The 15,292-nt window shown below is 67.0% G+C and carries 12 protein-coding genes and 2 tRNA genes; 8 read left to right on the top strand and 6 right to left on the bottom strand.

Going from position 1 to position 15,292, the window contains the following annotated elements; genetic code table 11:
• Positions 1–100: 100 nt before the first annotated feature.
• The 3 genes from ABD154_RS14715 to ABD154_RS14705 all read left to right on the top strand — a co-directional run bounded on the left by ABD154_RS14715 (position 101) and on the right by ABD154_RS14705 (position 4,149).
• Positions 101–1,111 (top strand): heavy-metal-associated domain-containing protein, encoded by a 1,011-nt coding sequence (locus tag ABD154_RS14715; protein WP_186372586.1) that lies wholly within the window; start codon positions 101–103, stop codon positions 1,109–1,111.
• Positions 1,098–3,434, top strand: a complete 2,337-nt coding sequence (locus tag ABD154_RS14710) for a heavy metal translocating P-type ATPase (protein WP_137825448.1) — start codon at positions 1,098–1,100, stop codon at positions 3,432–3,434. Before ABD154_RS14715 ends, ABD154_RS14710 begins: the two co-directional genes overlap by 14 nt.
• A 163-nt stretch (positions 3,435–3,597) precedes the next feature.
• On the top strand, positions 3,598–4,149 hold the full coding sequence (locus tag ABD154_RS14705) for a DnaJ family domain-containing protein (protein ID WP_137825449.1): 552 nt from the start codon (positions 3,598–3,600) through the stop codon (positions 4,147–4,149).
• 22 nt (positions 4,150–4,171) lie between these two features.
• Here the strand turns inward: ABD154_RS14705 and ABD154_RS14700 are convergent, their stop codons facing one another.
• On the bottom strand, positions 4,172–5,368 hold the full coding sequence (locus ABD154_RS14700) for a M20 metallopeptidase family protein (RefSeq protein WP_137825450.1): 1,197 nt from the start codon (positions 5,366–5,368) through the stop codon (positions 4,172–4,174).
• The gene (locus ABD154_RS14695; protein ID WP_137825451.1) at positions 5,365–6,537 is read right to left on the bottom strand and encodes a hypothetical protein; all 1,173 of its coding nucleotides are present in this window, start codon (positions 6,535–6,537) and stop codon (positions 5,365–5,367) included. Before ABD154_RS14695 ends, ABD154_RS14700 begins: the two co-directional genes overlap by 4 nt.
• 227 nt (positions 6,538–6,764) lie before the next feature.
• Between ABD154_RS14695 and ABD154_RS14690 the strand changes: the two genes are divergently transcribed.
• The 3 genes from ABD154_RS14690 (at position 6,765) to ABD154_RS14680 (ending at position 7,895) form a co-directional block, all read left to right on the top strand.
• Positions 6,765–7,565 (top strand): glycerophosphodiester phosphodiesterase, encoded by an 801-nt coding sequence (locus ABD154_RS14690; RefSeq protein ID WP_137825452.1) that lies wholly within the window; start codon positions 6,765–6,767, stop codon positions 7,563–7,565.
• Positions 7,566–7,713: 148 nt separating this feature from the next.
• A tRNA-Thr gene (locus tag ABD154_RS14685) sits at positions 7,714–7,786 on the top strand.
• Between the two features lie 35 nt (positions 7,787–7,821).
• Positions 7,822–7,895: transfer RNA gene (locus tag ABD154_RS14680), tRNA-Met, on the top strand.
• A 387-nt stretch (positions 7,896–8,282) separates the two neighbouring features.
• On the opposite strand, the gene ABD154_RS14675 is transcribed toward ABD154_RS14680, so the two are convergent.
• The 3 genes from ABD154_RS14675 to ABD154_RS14665 form a co-directional block, all read right to left on the bottom strand.
• Positions 8,283–8,705: a YkvA family protein gene (locus ABD154_RS14675; protein ID WP_211978006.1), complete on the bottom strand. Its 423-nt coding sequence runs from the start codon at positions 8,703–8,705 to the stop codon at positions 8,283–8,285.
• 82 nt (positions 8,706–8,787) lie between these two features.
• A complete protein-coding gene (locus tag ABD154_RS14670; RefSeq protein WP_211978005.1) occupies positions 8,788–9,921 on the bottom strand; it encodes a DUF998 domain-containing protein in 1,134 nt (377 codons plus the stop codon).
• Positions 9,914–11,653, bottom strand: coding sequence for a condensation domain-containing protein (locus tag ABD154_RS14665; RefSeq protein ID WP_211978004.1), 1,740 nt, complete (start codon positions 11,651–11,653; stop codon positions 9,914–9,916). The genes ABD154_RS14670 and ABD154_RS14665 overlap by 8 nt, the downstream gene beginning before the upstream one ends.
• A gap of 60 nt (positions 11,654–11,713) precedes the next feature.
• Between ABD154_RS14665 and ABD154_RS14660 the strand changes: the two genes are divergently transcribed.
• On the top strand, positions 11,714–12,496 hold the full coding sequence (locus tag ABD154_RS14660; RefSeq protein ID WP_211979315.1) for an alpha/beta fold hydrolase: 783 nt from the start codon (positions 11,714–11,716) through the stop codon (positions 12,494–12,496).
• 29 nt (positions 12,497–12,525) lie between these two features.
• On the opposite strand, the gene ABD154_RS14655 is transcribed toward ABD154_RS14660, so the two are convergent.
• Complete coding sequence (locus ABD154_RS14655; RefSeq protein WP_140955519.1) at positions 12,526–13,599, bottom strand: LacI family DNA-binding transcriptional regulator; 1,074 nt, start codon at positions 13,597–13,599, stop codon at positions 12,526–12,528.
• 286 nt (positions 13,600–13,885) lie between these two features.
• Between ABD154_RS14655 and ABD154_RS14650 the strand changes: the two genes are divergently transcribed.
• Positions 13,886–15,274, top strand: coding sequence for an aldehyde dehydrogenase family protein (locus ABD154_RS14650; protein WP_344251520.1), 1,389 nt, complete (start codon positions 13,886–13,888; stop codon positions 15,272–15,274).
• Positions 15,275–15,292: the final 18 nt, after the last annotated feature.

The raw sequence follows: 15,292 nt of genomic DNA, 5'->3' as shown, positions 1-15,292 counted from the left end.
CGAAGAAGGGCCGCTGGCCACGTGGCGGGAATGACCAGACTGGCGTTGACGCAACAGCGTGCAGAGTTCGGCTGCGCGACAGCGAAACGAGGAGGGTCTGATGCGCGCACCGGTGAAACTGACGCTCTTCGGCGTCGGCCTCGTCGTCCTCTTCGGCGCCGCCTCGGTCACGGCCAACGCCGTTGTACCGCAGGAAGTCGTCGACGACTGGACGAAGGGATCCGGCGACCATGCCGAGATGAACAGCGACGATGAAGCAGGGAGTGCTGACATGAATGGAGACAGGGGAATGGAAGGGATGGACCATGCCGGTGCGGGCATGGCGATGGGCTTGAGTCAGGCTGAGAACGGCTTTGCCATCGCCGGGGTGACAGCCCCGACCGAGACCGGCAGTGAGGGTCAACTGGCTCTGACGGTGACTGACACCACCGGTCAGGTCGTCACAGACTTCGAGAGGGAGCACGAGAAGGAGCTCCACCTCATCGTCGTGCGCGCCGATGGCCAGCAGTTCCGTCACGTCCATCCGACGATGGACCCGAACGGGCAGTGGACGATCCCATGGTCATGGGACGAAGCCGGAGAATACCGAGTCTTCGCTGATTTCGTGCCCGCGGGAGGGGACGGTCTGACCCTGTCGACCACAGTCTCCGTCAACGGGGACTTCACTGCTGCTCCGGCCGAGACAGAGGTCACGACCAGCGACGTCGACAGTTATGAGGTCTCAGTCGCCGGTGACCTCATCCCCGGGCAGAATTCCGCTCTGACACTGAGCGTGACAGACGGGGGCGCACCAGTCACAGCCCTCGAACCGTATCTCGGTGCATTCGGCCACCTGGTGGCGTTGCGCGAGGGCGACCTGGCGTACATGCACGTGCACCCAGAAGGCGAAGAGCCGGACCCGGACGATCTGTCCGGCCCCGACGTCACTTTCATGGCCAACGTCCCGACGGCTGGACGGTACCTGCTGTACTTCGATTTCCAGATCGACGGAACGGTGCGTTCTGCACCCCTCGTCCTCGATGCCGGCGACGAGGGTTCCACGGTGTCCCTTCCACGAGCAGACAATGCTCTCAACTCGCAGAGTGACGGTGATGACGATGAGCACAACTGAGGCCTCCGCGGCCGCTGGCCAGGATGTCGAACTCCAGATCGGAGGGATGACCTGCGCATCCTGCGCGAACCGCATCGAGAAGAAGCTCAACAAGCTCGAGGGCATCACCGCCAGCGTCAACTACGCGACGGAGAAGGCCAGTGTCACCACGCCCGACGGGTACGACCCGCAGCTGCTCATCGCCGAAGTCGAGAAGACCGGATACACCGCGAAGATGCCGGCTCCCAGAGCCGAGGGTTCCAGCGATGCTCCTGGTGAGGATCCCGAGTCAGTCGAGGACGCAGAACTGCGGTCACTGCGGAACCGCTTGCTCACCTCAGCGGTTCTGGCTGTGCCCGTCATTGCTCTGGCCATGATTCCGGCACTCCAGTTCGACTACTGGGGATTCGCGTCTCTCGTGCTCGCCGCTCCCGTGGTGATCTGGGCAGGCTGGCCGTTCCACCGTGCGGCCTGGATGAATCTCAAGCACGGTACGGCAACGATGGACACCCTCATCTCGGTCGGCACCACCGCGGCACTTCTGTGGTCGATCGTCGCCCTGTTCTTCGGCACGGCTGGCGACCGAGGGATGACCCACGCCTTCGAATTCACGATCTCCCGATCCGACGGGCTCAGCTCGATCTATCTCGAAGTCGCCGCGGGAGTGATCACCTTCATCCTCCTCGGCCGCTACTTCGAGAAACGATCGAAGCGACGCGCAGGAGCCGCTTTGAGAGCCCTCCTCGAACTTGGGGCTAAAGACGTCGCGATTCTCCGCGACGGCAAGGAGCAGCGCGTCCCGATCGAGGAGCTGGAAGTCGGCGACGAGTTCGTCGTCCGCCCCGGCGAGAAGATCGGTGCCGACGGAGTCATCGTGTCCGGGCGGTCGGCGATCGACGCTTCGATGCTCACCGGAGAATCGGTGCCCGTCGAGGTCACTGAGGGCGACACGGTCACCGGTGCCACAGTCAACGCGGGAGGCCGACTCGTCGTGCGCGCCACCCGCGTCGGCTCCGATACGCAGCTGGCACAGATGGCCAAGCTCGTCGAAGACGCCCAGTCGGGCAAGGCCGAAGTCCAGCGCCTGGCCGACCGCGTCTCAGGGGTGTTCGTTCCCGTCGCGATCGGCATCTCCGTGGTCACTCTCGGTGCCTGGATCGGAGCCGGATTCCCACTCGCGGCCGGGTTCACCGCCGCAGTGGCCGTGCTCATCATCGCGTGCCCGTGCGCTCTGGGGCTTGCGACGCCCACAGCACTGCTCGTCGGAACCGGACGGGGAGCTCAGATGGGAGTGCTCATCAAAGGTCCCGAAGTTCTCGAGTCCACACGCAAGGTCGACACCATCGTCCTCGATAAGACCGGGACGGTGACGACCGGCAAGATGACGCTGACCGGAGCGTACGTCGCCGACGGGGTCGAGCGATCTGAGCTGCTCCGTCTCGCCGGTGCCCTCGAAAGCGCCTCTGAGCACCCGATTGCCCAGGCGATCGCGGCGGGTGCATCATCGGAGATCGGTGAGCTCCCCGTGCCGGAGTCGTTCGGCAACGTCGAGGGGCGCGGAGTCCAAGGGATCGTCGATGGTCATGCCATCGTCGCCGGACGGGAGAGTCTGCTCGCTGACTGGTCGGTGCGCCTTGACGGTCGCCTTGCTGAAGCGAAGCGGAAGGCCGAAGCAGAAGGCAAGACAGCGATCGCCGTCGCCTGGGATGGAGCGGCGCGCGGGGTGATCGTCGTATCCGACCGGATCAAACCGACGAGCGTCGAAGCCGTCTCCCAGTTCAGGAAACTCGGTCTCACCCCGGTCCTGCTCACCGGCGACAATCGGGCGGTTGCCGAGCAGGTGGCTGCCGAGGTCGGCATCGACGAGATCTTCGCTGAGGTTCTGCCCAAGGACAAGGTCGATGTCGTGACCGATCTGCAGAAGAGGGGAAAGGTAGTCGCGATGGTCGGCGATGGCGTCAACGACGCTCCAGCCTTGGCTCAGGCCGACCTCGGGCTCGCGATGGGCACCGGCACCGATGTGGCGATCGAAGCCGCCGACATCACCCTTGTGCGCGGGGACCTGCGCGCAGCGGCAGACGCGATCAGGTTGGCGAGGAAGACGCTTGGGACGATCAAGACCAATCTGTTCTGGGCCTTCGCCTACAACACCGCGGCGATCCCGCTCGCTGCGTTCGGTCTGCTCAACCCGATGCTCGCCGGCGCGGCCATGGCGCTGTCCAGCGTGTTCGTCGTCAGCAACAGCCTTCGTCTGCGCGGCTTCAAGGGTCAGGCCGATGTTCGCGCGATGGAGGTGTCCGAAGCAGTCACCGACAGGGCTCCGCGCGATCCCGTCAGCGCCTGATCCACGCAGACTCACAGGGCCCGATGTTCAGCGGAAACGCGTGACCATCGGGCCCTGTGGCGTTCCCGCCCGGTTCTGTCATGACACCGACATCGGGGGACCCGCATTGTCACGCCCGGATCCCCCCACTACCGTGGAGAGCACCACAGTGGAGGGGGCAGCGATGGGAGCGAAGGAACCACCTCGGCGGATGAATTCGCTCGCCGACCGGGACGCGGTCGCGGAATCGGCGATCGACAAGGCCGTCAGACGCGGCGACTTCGACAACCTGCCGGGCATGGGCAAGCCGCTCAAAGGTCTCCACAGCTCCGAGGACCCCGACTGGTGGATCAAGCAGAAGCTCGACGCCGAGGACATCAGCGGCGTCGCCCCCGCCGCCTTCCAGCTGCGCAAGGAGAGCGCCGTCCTCGAGGACACGCTCGATGCATTCGCCAAGGAGTCGGATGTCCGCGACTATCTCACCGGGTTCAACGCCCGGGTGCGCGAAGCCGTCCTCGACCTCCGCACCGGCCCCCCGGTCTTCACCCCGCCCCGCGACATCGACGCCGAGGTGGTCTCCTGGCGACAGCGCCGCACCGCACTGCGCGCGGCAGCCGAAGCTGCGGCAGCAGACTCTGCCGCTGCTGAGGACCCAGCCCCCGCCGAGGAGCACATCGACCCTGATCAGCCCGGACGCCGACGACCTCGCTGGTGGCGTCTCCGCCGGAAGCGCTGAGTCGGGCGCCGGAGACCAGACCCTAGGCCAACCGCGTGATCGCGAGGTGGCTGAGGATCGCGGCCTGCTCGGTGAGCACCGTGTCGTCGAAGATGACGAACGGGGAGTGGTTGTCGCCCTGCTGCTCCGCCGGCACATCGGTGCGCCCGGCACCGAGCATCATGTACGTCCCGGGCACCTCGGCGAGGACGAAGGAGAAGTCCTCACTCGCCATGATCGGCTGCGCGACCACCTGCACCCGATCGTCGCCGAGGAGGTCGCGCAGCCGGTCGACAGCCCACGCGGTCTCGGCGGCGTCGTTGACGGTGACGGGATACTGGACCTCGAAGTCCACCTCGGCGGTGCACCCGTGGGCGGCCGCAATGCCCGTGGCCAGCTGCGTCGCCTGATCCCGCACGGTCTCCAGCGAGGCCTGCGAGAGCGTGCGCACAGTCGCCCCCAGCGACGCCTGCTCCGGGATGATGTTGACCGCCTCGCTGCCGCTCAGCTGCGTGACCGTGAGCACGACGGGATCGAAGAGGTCGACGCGCCGGGTGACCATGGTCTGCAGGCCGGTGACGATCTCCGCGAGCGCCGGCACCGGATCGACGGCCTGGGTCGGCTGCGAACCGTGCCCGCCGCGACCGTGCACCGTGACCTGCAGGACGCTCGACCCGGCCTGCAGGGTCCCCGGCTTCGTCGAGACGATCCCGCGCTCACTGGTGTTGACGTGCACGCCGAAGGCGGCGATCGCCCGTGACCCGGCCGCGTCGAGCACGCCCTCGTCGATCATCACCGACGCCCCGTTGAACCCCTCCTCGCCGGGCTGGAACATCGCGACGACATCGCCTCTGAGTTCGTCGCGGTGTGCCGCGAGCAGGCGCAGCGCTCCGACGAGACCGGCGGTGTGAAGATCGTGACCGCATGCGTGCATCGCCCCGTTCGTCGCCGCGAACGGCTCGGCGGTCGCCTCGGTGAGCGGCAGGGCGTCCATGTCCCCGCGCAGCAGGACCGCGGGTGCATCGGCACCGCGGTCCGGGTGGGTGCCCCGGAGGACGGCGACCACCGAGGTGGTTCCCGTTCCCGTCGTCACCTCGACGTCGAGGTCGGCGATCGCCTCGAGCACCGCGGCCTGCGTCCGCGGCAGGTCGAGACCGACCTCGGGGTGGGCGTGGAAGTCGCGCCGCAGCGCGGTGAGGTCGGGAAGGAGGACGGCCGCCTCGGCGAGGAGATCTCTCACAGCAGACCCACGAGGACGCTGGCGATGACGACGGACCCGGCGCTCACCGAGGTGAATCCGCCGACGAGCATCGGCGGGAGCATGACGTTGAGGAGGGCTTCCTTCTCATCGTCGTCGCGGGCGATCGACCGGGCGACCTCATTGGTGAGCAGGTAGTCGGCGGGGAAGCCGTACATCGCCGTCAGGGCCACGGACATGCCCAGCGGCGCCCGCCAGCGCAGCAGCTTCGTCGCGATGAATCCGCCGATGACGATGCCGGCGCCGCCGACGACGAGGATCGTCACGGTCGGCAGGAAGGCGCGGAGGACGTCCTCGACGGACGCGGTCACGAGCGGGGCCATGACGATCGCGATGACACCGGCCATCGCGATGCCGAAAGAGTTCGAGCGCTCCATCGCCCTGTCCGGGGACAGCCCGATCGCGGTGGCGAGGATGCCGAGGATGAGTGCGAGGATCGACGACGGGATCTGCGTGGGAATCGCGAGCAGGGTGGCCAGGGAACCGCCGACGAGGATGAGGAAGAGCATGAACAGCTGATTGTCGACGAGGTAGGACGGCAGGGTGATGAGCTTCTTCTTCGTCGCCGCCTCCTGTTCCTCCTCGTGGTGGGCCAGCGCCATCTCGTGGAGTTCGCCGCTGTCGCGCAGCTTCGTCGCATACCGGCGCAGGAGGAAGTTCGTCAGCGGCATCGACGGCAGCGACTGGAGCATGAGGACGAGCGCCGGGAGGACGATGATCGACGAGGCGGCGCCCGCGGCGGTCAGGCCCTCGGTCGTCAGGCTCGTGGCGACGATGCCGCCGGCCAGCGGGCCGGACCCGGCGACGAATGTCTCGAAGCCGAAGAGCGGCGCGACGATCGCGAGGATGAGGAGGACGGCGACGAGCATGCCGGAGACCGCGATGATGACCGAACGCCACTGCTTGAGCATGATGCGCAGGGGGATGAGCGTGCCCATGTGGAAGAGCAGCGGGGCGACGAGGATCGTGTAGATCTGGACGAGCATCGAGTCGTCGACGACGGATTCGGGCACGATGCCGATCTTCGCGAAGATGAAGACGCCGAGCATCGCGACGAGCAGGCTGGGAATGCGGGCCTTCGACCAGATCGAGACCAACTCGCCGAGGGCGATGAAGGCGAGGAGGATCGTGGCGGCGAAGATGGCCTCCATGGCGAACCTTTCGTCAAGCGACAGGGTGGTGGAGCGGTTGCGGACTGCGGTGGTGCGGTGTCGGATCGGAGAATCGCCATCCCGGATTCCGAGATGTTCACCGATTCTCAGAAGCGTACGTTACTCCTGGGCGGCGGGGATAGAGCACTGAGTATCCAGAATGCAAGACCGGCGATGTTCTCCGATTCGCGTGCGTGGCATGACTGCTTTGGAATTAGGGTGGAGGCATGAGCTTTCTCCAGTTCCTGCGCGAGCGGGGCATCACCGAGCGACCCGGCTCGGGCACGCGCCCGCTCGTCATCGCCCACCGCGGATATTCGGCCGTCGTTCCCGAGAACAGTCTGGCCGCCGTCGATGCTGCGCGAGCGCTCGACGTCGACTTCATCGAGGTCGACGCCTCGACGAGTGCCGACGGGGTCCCGGTCATCCTCCATGACCCCGACCTCGACCGGACGACGAACCGCAAGGGCCCGGTCGTCAAGCTCACGGCTGAGGAGCTCTCGTTCGTCGACGCGGGGTCGTGGATGGGACCGGGGTTCATGGGCATCCGGATCCCGACGCTCGCGGCGGTGATGCGCGACATCCAGCACCGAGGCGGCGAACTCCTCCTTGAGCTCAAGGGGGAGTGGTCGCCGGGGGCGGTGGCGAGGATCTCCGAACTCGTCGTCGAGACCGGCACCGCCGATCGCATGGTCGTCCAGGCGTTCAACACCGACACGCTGGCCACATGCCGTGACCTGCTGCCGATGGTCACCCGGTTCCTCCTGCGCATGGTGCCCCGGCCCGAGGACATCGCCACGGCCCGCAGCCTCGGTGCGGTGGCGATCAATCCGTCGTTCAGGGGATTCTCGCTGCGGAAGTCGATCGTCAAGGAGATCCGGGACAACGACCTCGGGGTGTTCGTGTGGACGGCCGATGAGATGAACGAGTGGCGGGAGCTCCTCGACGCCGAGGTCGACGGGATCATCACGAATCATCCGGGCCGGCTCCAGGGGTTCCTCGCGGGTCGGTTCGACCCCGTGAAATAGGCATCCGAGCGGGGCCGAGCGGCGGCACCGATGGTGCTGCGGCTCCGGCGCGACGCAGGGGAGGGGCCTGGGCGGGGTGGCCTGTGAGTGAGGTCACCGGGGACGGATTTGCCCCGGTCGCGCAACCCCGTGTAAATTCTTACCTGTTGCCCCGATAGCTCAGTCGGCAGAGCATCTCCATGGTAAGGAGAAGGTCAAGGGTTCGATTCCCTTTCGGGGCTCTCGTGCCGCGTGAAAACCGCGGCGCTTGATTCGAGGCGCGGTAGCTCAGCTGGTTAGAGCGCACGACTCATAATCGTGAGGTCGGGAGATCGAGCCTCCCCCGCGCTACTCGATAAGCCCCTCACCTGGGAAGATTGTTCCGGGTGGGGGGCGTTTTCAATTCTCAGCCACCGCCGATAATGCGGTTACGATGCGCTTTGAAACCACTCGTCAAGTACATCCACAACACCCCGCGGGCCGGCGCTCGAGCGGCCCTGAATCGACAGGGCGGCCCCTCGATCAACAGTTCGCGTGAAAATGTCGTCCCCGAAGGCGCGATTTTCACGTCAAGTGTTGAACGAGCGGCCGCGGCGTCGCCGGAGCGGTGATGAACGCGCCAAGTGTTGAACGAGCGGCGGGATACCAGCGTGGAGCGTACCTGGGGCGTACGTTCACGCGCGTGTTCGTCCGTTCCCGTGGCTGTTCGCTCACCCGATCGCTGACCCGCGCGTCCGCCTACCCCTGCCGTTTCGCGTTCGTCAGCGTGAGCAGGCTCTGCAGACCCGCCTCGGTGCCGGGCCAGTGCTTCTCGATGCTTTCCATGCCCGCATGGCGGATCGCGAAGCGCAGGACGATGACGACGGCGATCGCATCATCGGCGTACCCGAGCACCGGGATGAAGTCGGGCACTACGTCGATCGGCAGCAGCAGGTAGGCGAGCAGTCCGCCGAGCATCCACCGCGTGCCCGTCGGCGTCTGCGGATCGGCGGCCAGACGCCTGATGAGGCGGACGACGTCGGGGACGAGACGCACGATCTCCCGCCAGTTCACGGTCCTGCCGAGGCGCCGCTGCTGGACCCACAGGATGACGATGAGGGCGAGCCAGAGCACGAGCAGTCCCGCGATGACCGAGAGGACGATGACGAGCCAATCTGGCACAGTGCGCTCCAGGAGTGAGGACGGGCGGTTCAGGCAGGCGGCCTCGCACACGTGCGCGAGTCTGCCGAGCCCGTCAGCGAGTCTAAGCCGTCACCGGCGGCTCCGCATATGCGCGCGTCATCCGCGCGAGCAGGAAGAGCCACGCGAAGAGGACCCCTGCGGCCATCGTCTCCATGCCCGTGAGGTTGTAGTAGCCCAGCGGCACCCACAGTGCGATGGACACGGCGATCGCGGCGATGACCGTGAACGACGTCGCCGTGAAGTCGCGGGGGAGACCGGGAATCATCCGGAGCAGGGTGAGGAAGAACGCGACGAAGGCCACGACCATCCCCGCCCCCGCGCTGACGTGCACGGGGAAGTTCACGGCGTCGGGAACCAGCCCGACGACGATCATGCAGATACCGATCGCCGCGAACTCCCACGTCAGCACGGTCACGCGCCCTGGCTCCCGGATGCCGCGGTGCCGCAGCCCGAGGTCGATGTCGCGGCCGATGAAGTTCGCCAGCGTCGTCAGCAGCAGACCGGTGATGAGCAGCGAGACGTTGAACTGATACCCATTGACGCCGGTGTCATTGCCCAGCCGCGAGAAGTGGAACTGCCACCACGTCGCCTCCGGGGACTGGATCATCGACGCCAGCGTGCCCATGAACAGCCCCGTGACGACGAGACCGACGACGACCACGCTCGTCACCTCATCGCCGATGACCACGGCGAAGTACGTCATCACAGAGGCGGCCGCCCCGGCCAGTGCGGCACCGCCGAGCCAGTCGACTTCGAGGCCGAGGAAGCCGAGCTGGAAGACCTGGAAGATCGCGTGCATCGCGATGTTGGCGACGAGCGCCACCGCCGAGGTGAGGGCGAGGAGATCGAGGGCGCGTTTGACCAGCGGCAGCCGTCGTCGCCACGCCAGCTCCGTCCGCCGGCCCGCGAGGAGGTACGACAGGCCGAATCCCAGTCCCGCCGTCAGTGCTGTCCACCATCCCGTCAGTGCGCCGAGGGAGTCCTCCCCGCCGAGCGGAATGGTCTCACCGCGGATCGAGACGCCCACCCCGAGCGCGACGATGACGAAGGCGATGACCGACAGCCTCGTCGCCAGCGACTCGAGACGGGTGCGCGAGGAGCGCCCAGGGCGTGTCGTCCGTGTCCTGACCGACCGCGAACCGTCGGCTGAGGTCAGGAGCCGGGGACCGCCTCGGCGAGGATCGGAGTCACCCATCGTCGTCACCGGCCAGTCGGCGGACGAACCGCCCCTGCTCGGGCGTGTAGCCGAGGGCGGTGACGAGCTCCGAATCGACCTCCGTCGTCATCTGCGCGACATCGGCCCCGCGGTTGCGGCCCTGCTCATGCGCCCACGCGAGCATCGCCTCCCCGAGTTCGTACGAACGCGCGCGGAACCCGGCGATCTCCAGCCGCAGCGCCCCGCCGTGGGAGAACCCGGGAACGAACGTCAGCTGCATTGTCCCGGCGACCTCGGCGCGCTCGTCGCGGACGACGGCGAGGTAGTGGGCGCGATCCCGGGTGATCGCGGCATGGAGGCGGTCGAGCACCTCGGCGCCGGGAGCATCGCCTTCGAGGAGAGTGAGGATCGCGGGCACGTCACCGCGGCGGGCCCGTGAGACGCGGAACTCCTCGCCGGCCACGCGCAGGGCGTCGCCTGAGGATGTCGCGGCGATGTCCTGCATCCGGGCGACGAGCGCATCGAGCCACCCGCCGACGTTGGCACGGGCCTGCTCGGAATCGGGGTACCGGCACCGCAGGTGGAGGCCGTTCTCGTCGAGGATGAACCACAGCATCACCCCGTCGGTGCGGATCGTCGCGCCCACGTACTGGGCGTCGAGCCCCGTCGAATCGATGCGCACCGGCAGCCTGCGCAGGTCGAGCCAGGAGATCGCGAACATCCCCGGGGCCTCGGGCATGCCGCCCCACGGTGCGAGCACCTCGGCGAGGGGATGGGAGCCGAGGTCGATGGCCTCCCGCACCGCTGCCGCGCTCGCCCGCGGGGCCGGGTCGGTGATCTCGAGGACCGAGTTCGTGATGAACCAGCCGACGGCGTCGTTCCACCGCTCCTCATACCGGCTGTGGACGGGGAAGACCGCGCGCAGCGGACCGCCGCCGACCTCCCGGGTGATCTCCGCCATCGCCGAGAGCGCCAAGGTCAGGGTCGAGACACCCTCGGCCCGGGCCTCGGCGGAGAACGCCGCCGAGGAGTGGACGTCGAAGACATCGCGGACGACGACCCGCTCGAGGTGCGCGGTCGACTCACCGAGGGGGAGCGGGAAGCGGGGCATGAAGCCCCCACCGGCCTCGAGGATCTCCCGCCACCGCGAGCTCACCCGCTCCGGCGGGGGTCCCGGTTCGGACAGGGCCAGGGTGTGCTCGTAGAACGCCGGGGCGGGATCGAGGTCGGGGTCCTCGCCGAGGGTGATCGCCGAGAGTGCGGAGAGGAGATCACGGGCGATGACGAGCATCGACCACATGTCGACGTGCGCATGGTCGGCCCCGATGATGACGGTCGACCCGGCCGCGGTCTCGAGCACGCAGAGGCGGTGGGAGGGCCGGGCGAACGGGGTGCACGCCTCATCGAGGACGCTGCGCAGGGCGCTGTTGACGGCCTCGCCCTGGGCGATCGCATGCTCACGCCAGCCACCGGACAGGAGCTCGACCTCGGCGAGACCCACCTCGTTGTCGTCATCGGTGAAGAACGCCGTGCGCAGGGTGCCGTGCCGTTGCATGACCGCCCACCAGGCGGCGGCGAGAGCATCGCGGTCGACGTCGCCGGGCAGGCGCAGCGAGAGCGCCATCCACGATCCGGGGCGGGCCCCGGCGGCCACATGCCGCTGCTGGTCGAACGAGATCGGGCGCCTGCGTCCGAGCGGCCCGGTCACGACGTCGTAGCCGTAGAGGCGGCCGAACGGGAGGTTGAGGTGAGACACGTTGGTCAAACGCATGTCGCTACTCTAACGTGAGAGCCACGGCAGGGAGCCGCAGGTGGGGAGGTCTGGTCCGTGATGTCGAGACATGCCGTCGACGGTGCCGACATCGCCGCCGAGCTCAGCGACGAGGGCGGACGAGCTGTCGTCCAACTCCACGGTCTGACGTCGTCGCGCGCTCGCGACCGCGTGCTCCACCTCGACCTCGGCGTCGGCCTCAGCGGCACCCGTCTGCTGCGCTACGACGCGCGCGGCCACGGGGAATCGACCGGCCGCAGCGCGGCCATCGACTATCGCTGGTCCCGTCTGGCCGTCGACCTCCTCACGCTCCTCGACCTCCACTTCCCCGGGGAGACGGTTCACGGAGTCGGCCCGTCGATGGGTGCAGCCACCCTCCTCCACGCCGCGGTGGCCGACCCGCGGCGCTTCTCCGGTCTCACCCTCGTCGTCCCGCCCACGGCCTGGCAGACGCGTCCGGCGCAGGCCGAGGTCTACCTCGAAGCGGCCGACCTCGTCGCCGGCGGCGGCATCGCCGAGTACCTGGCCGTCGGGGCGAGCGCCGTCCGACCCCCGGCGCTCGCCGACGCACCGGAGACCACTCCGCAGGTTCCCGAACGTCTCCTGCCCGCGGTGCTCCGCGGTGCCGCGGCCAGCGACCTGCCCACCCCCGAGGCGCTCGCCGGGGTGGAGACGCCCACGACGATCCTCGCGTGGGCCGATGATCCCGCCCATCCGCTCTCCACGGCCGAGGCTCTCCACGCGGTGCTCCCGCACTCCGAGCTCATCGTCGCCCGGACACCGGCCGACCTCGCTGAGTGGCCGGGGATGCTCGCCGCCGATGTGGCTCGACACCAGACCTGATGGCTGGGATCACTGTCTGCTCAGCGGTGTCAATCGGATGGCGGGGCTTCCTGCGGCCGGTGGGCTAGCGTCGAACCCCGAATCACGAGGTCGGGAGTGATGAGTGATTCAGACGGCGGAGTTCCTTGTGCTCCGAGAAGTTCGAGCACGGCAAGGGCCGACAAGCGACCGATCTCTCGGTTCTGCGGGTCCACCGAAGTCAATGAGATGCGATTGAGGTCGGCAAGTGGGATGTTGTCGAACCCGACGACGGCGAGTTCGTCCGGCACGACCACGCCTGCATCATCGGCAGCAGCGAGAACTCCGATCGCTGAAATGTCGTTGACGCAGACGACGGCGCTGGGCCGCCGGTCCCGGCTGAGAAGGTCATTTGCCGCGCGATAGCCCTCAGCTTCCGAAAAGCCCGCCGGCTCGACCACTGCTTCCAATCCGCGGGATTCCATCTCTGTGATGAAAGCCCGGGCTCGTCCGGCGGAGACCGCTCCGCCACGACCGCCGATGAATCCGATTCTCGTATGGCCCAGTGAGACGAGATGGTCGACGGCGAGCTCCATGCCTTTAGCGTCGTCCATGCGCACAGAGGAGTGTTCGGTGTTCGGCCTGGGTGCTGCACTTGCGTACACCGTTGGTATTCCGCGGAACATCGCCTCCTCTTCCGGCACCGTTCCGACGACGATGAGTGCCTTCGGGCGCAGATCCTGCAGCATGCGAACAACCCGCGGATCGATGCGACCGTAGCTGTTCGGAAGGTCATCCGAGTCGGTGATCGCGGCGCTGGTGATCAGCCCGTATTCGCCGTTGAGATCTAGCTCTTGACGGACTGCCTCGGCGATCTCGGCAAAGATCGGGTTGCGCAGATTGACGACGAGGATTCCGACGAAGGGCGCGGAGTCCCTGGCCAACGAACGAGCCAGGAAGTTCGGCTCGTAGCCGAGAGCCTGAGCGGCTTCGAGGATGAGTTCCCGGCGCTGAGGACCGACCTTCTGTGGATCGGTGAAAGCGAGTGAGACCAGTGATTTGGAGACTCCGGCGCGCGCGGCGACATCGCGGATAGTGGGCCGTGACCGCTGACCCGACGCAGAATCTGCCCCCGTGTTCGCCATGACAACATCATCACACACGCAGGATCTCCGCCTGATGGACGGGCGATCCGCGACAGCGCGAAATCGGATCCGCGCTAGGGGGTTGACAGCATGAGGCGGGTCACACTAAGTTCGCATTGTCTCCGTATTGGACCGGTCCAAAAATGCCTTGCGGAACTTCTTGCGAACGAATTGGACCGGTTCAAAGTGGAGGGAATGCAATCGAGTTGGAAGTTTGGAGTACGCGATGGTGCGTCATGAGTTGCTCATCGGTGGACGGTGGCAGCGCGGCAGTGGGCCGGGGGCGATGCGCGACGTCGTCTCGCCTTACGATCACCGTGTCGTGGGGCAGTGTTCGATCGCCGGCGCCGACGATGTCAATGCGGCTGTCGAAGCTGCGGTCGTCGGGGCTGAGACGTGGCGGGCCACTCCTGCGCACGAACGCTTCTCGATTCTCATGCGCGCTGCGGACCTGGCCGACGAACGAGCCGAGGAGATCGCACAGACGCTGTCGGCAGAGAACGGCAAGACGCTCAAGGAGGCGCAGGGGGAAGCCAGCCGTTCGGGATCGATCATCCGACTGGCCGCGTTCGAGGGCACCCAGCTCTACGGCGAGAGCCTTCCGCTCGATGCCAATCCCGGAACCGGGCTCGACAAGGTCGGCTTCACTCTGCGACAGCCCGTCGGCATCGTCGCTGCGATCACGCCTTTCAACTACCCCGCCTTGCTCGTCAATCACAAGATCGCCCCGGCGCTGGCTGCAGGCAACGCCGTCATCCTCAAACCGGCCAGTACGACACCGCTCACGGCACTGGCCCTGGCCGAGTGTTTCGTCGATGCGGGACTTCCGGAAGGAGTGCTCTCAGTGCTCACCGGACCCGGGGGAGAAATCGGCGACAGGCTTTCTTCGGACCAGCGGATCAGGAAGGTATCCTTCACGGGATCCACTGCAATCGGCCGCCATATTGCGGAAGTGGCCGGGGTGAAGAAGCTCTCGCTCGAGCTGGGTTCGTCGGCCCCTGTCGTAGTTCTGCCGGATGCGGATATCCCGCTCGCTGCCGCGGCCGTCGCCGCCGGCGGCTACACGAATGCAGGCCAAGTCTGCATCTCGGTCCAACGTGTCATCGTCCACGAAGCGGTGCACGGCGATTTCCTCGACGCCCTCCGCGCCGAGGTCGCTCAACATCGTACCGGTGATCCGAGCGCGGCTGAGACAACAGTCGGAACACTGATCTCCGAACGCGAAGCGACGCGCGTCCATGAGTCCATTCTGCGCGCCGTTGAAGACGGCGCGTCCTTGGAACTCGGCGGCGATCGATCGGGAGCCATTGTCGAGCCGGCGATCGTCAGCGGAGTCGATCCCCACTCGCGTTTCGCGCAGGAGGAGATCTTCGGACCCGCTGTGGCCGTGACCGATGCACCTGATACGGCGACTGCGATCGCTCTGGCGAACACGACCGAGTACGGCCTATCCGCCGGCATCTTCACCAATGACATCGACGCCGCCATCCGATACATGCGCGACGTCGACGCCGGAAGCATCCACATCAACTGGACGCCTCTCTGGCGAGCGGATCTCATGCCATACGGGGGACTCAAAGCCAGCGGAATCGGCAAAGAGGGACCGCGGGCCGCAGTCGAAGAGATGACAGAGGCGAAGACTGTCGTCCTCCACGGTCGGCCGTGGCGGTCGTAGCCCGACCCATCGAACAGC

The organism is Brevibacterium sanguinis, from assembly GCF_039528855.1.
Taxonomy (GTDB): Bacteria; Actinomycetota; Actinomycetes; order Actinomycetales; family Brevibacteriaceae; genus Brevibacterium; species Brevibacterium sanguinis.
The sequence above is the reverse complement of the archived record's forward strand: the minus strand, read 5'-3'. Positions and strand labels throughout refer to the sequence as shown.

Bases quoted from the DNA above. Each gene is read 5' to 3' on its own strand.
- ABD154_RS14690 (WP_137825452.1), top strand. From the start codon at position 6,765: ATGAGCTTTCTCCAGTTCCTGCGCGAGCGGGGCATCACCGAGCGACCC.
- ABD154_RS14665 (WP_211978004.1), bottom strand. From the start codon at position 11,653: ATGCGTTTGACCAACGTGTCTCACCTCAACCTCCCGTTCGGCCGCCTC.
- ABD154_RS14650 (WP_344251520.1), top strand. From the start codon at position 13,886: ATGCGCGACGTCGTCTCGCCTTACGATCACCGTGTCGTGGGGCAGTGT.
- ABD154_RS14670 (WP_211978005.1), bottom strand. From the start codon at position 9,921: ATGGGTGACTCCGATCCTCGCCGAGGCGGTCCCCGGCTCCTGACCTCA.
- ABD154_RS14710 (WP_137825448.1), top strand. From the start codon at position 1,098: ATGAGCACAACTGAGGCCTCCGCGGCCGCTGGCCAGGATGTCGAACTC.
- ABD154_RS14695 (WP_137825451.1), bottom strand. From the start codon at position 6,537: ATGGAGGCCATCTTCGCCGCCACGATCCTCCTCGCCTTCATCGCCCTC.
- ABD154_RS14660 (WP_211979315.1), top strand. From the start codon at position 11,714: ATGTCGAGACATGCCGTCGACGGTGCCGACATCGCCGCCGAGCTCAGC.
- ABD154_RS14715 (WP_186372586.1), top strand. From the start codon at position 101: ATGCGCGCACCGGTGAAACTGACGCTCTTCGGCGTCGGCCTCGTCGTC.
- ABD154_RS14705 (WP_137825449.1), top strand. From the start codon at position 3,598: ATGGGAGCGAAGGAACCACCTCGGCGGATGAATTCGCTCGCCGACCGG.
- ABD154_RS14655 (WP_140955519.1), bottom strand. From the start codon at position 13,599: ATGGCGAACACGGGGGCAGATTCTGCGTCGGGTCAGCGGTCACGGCCC.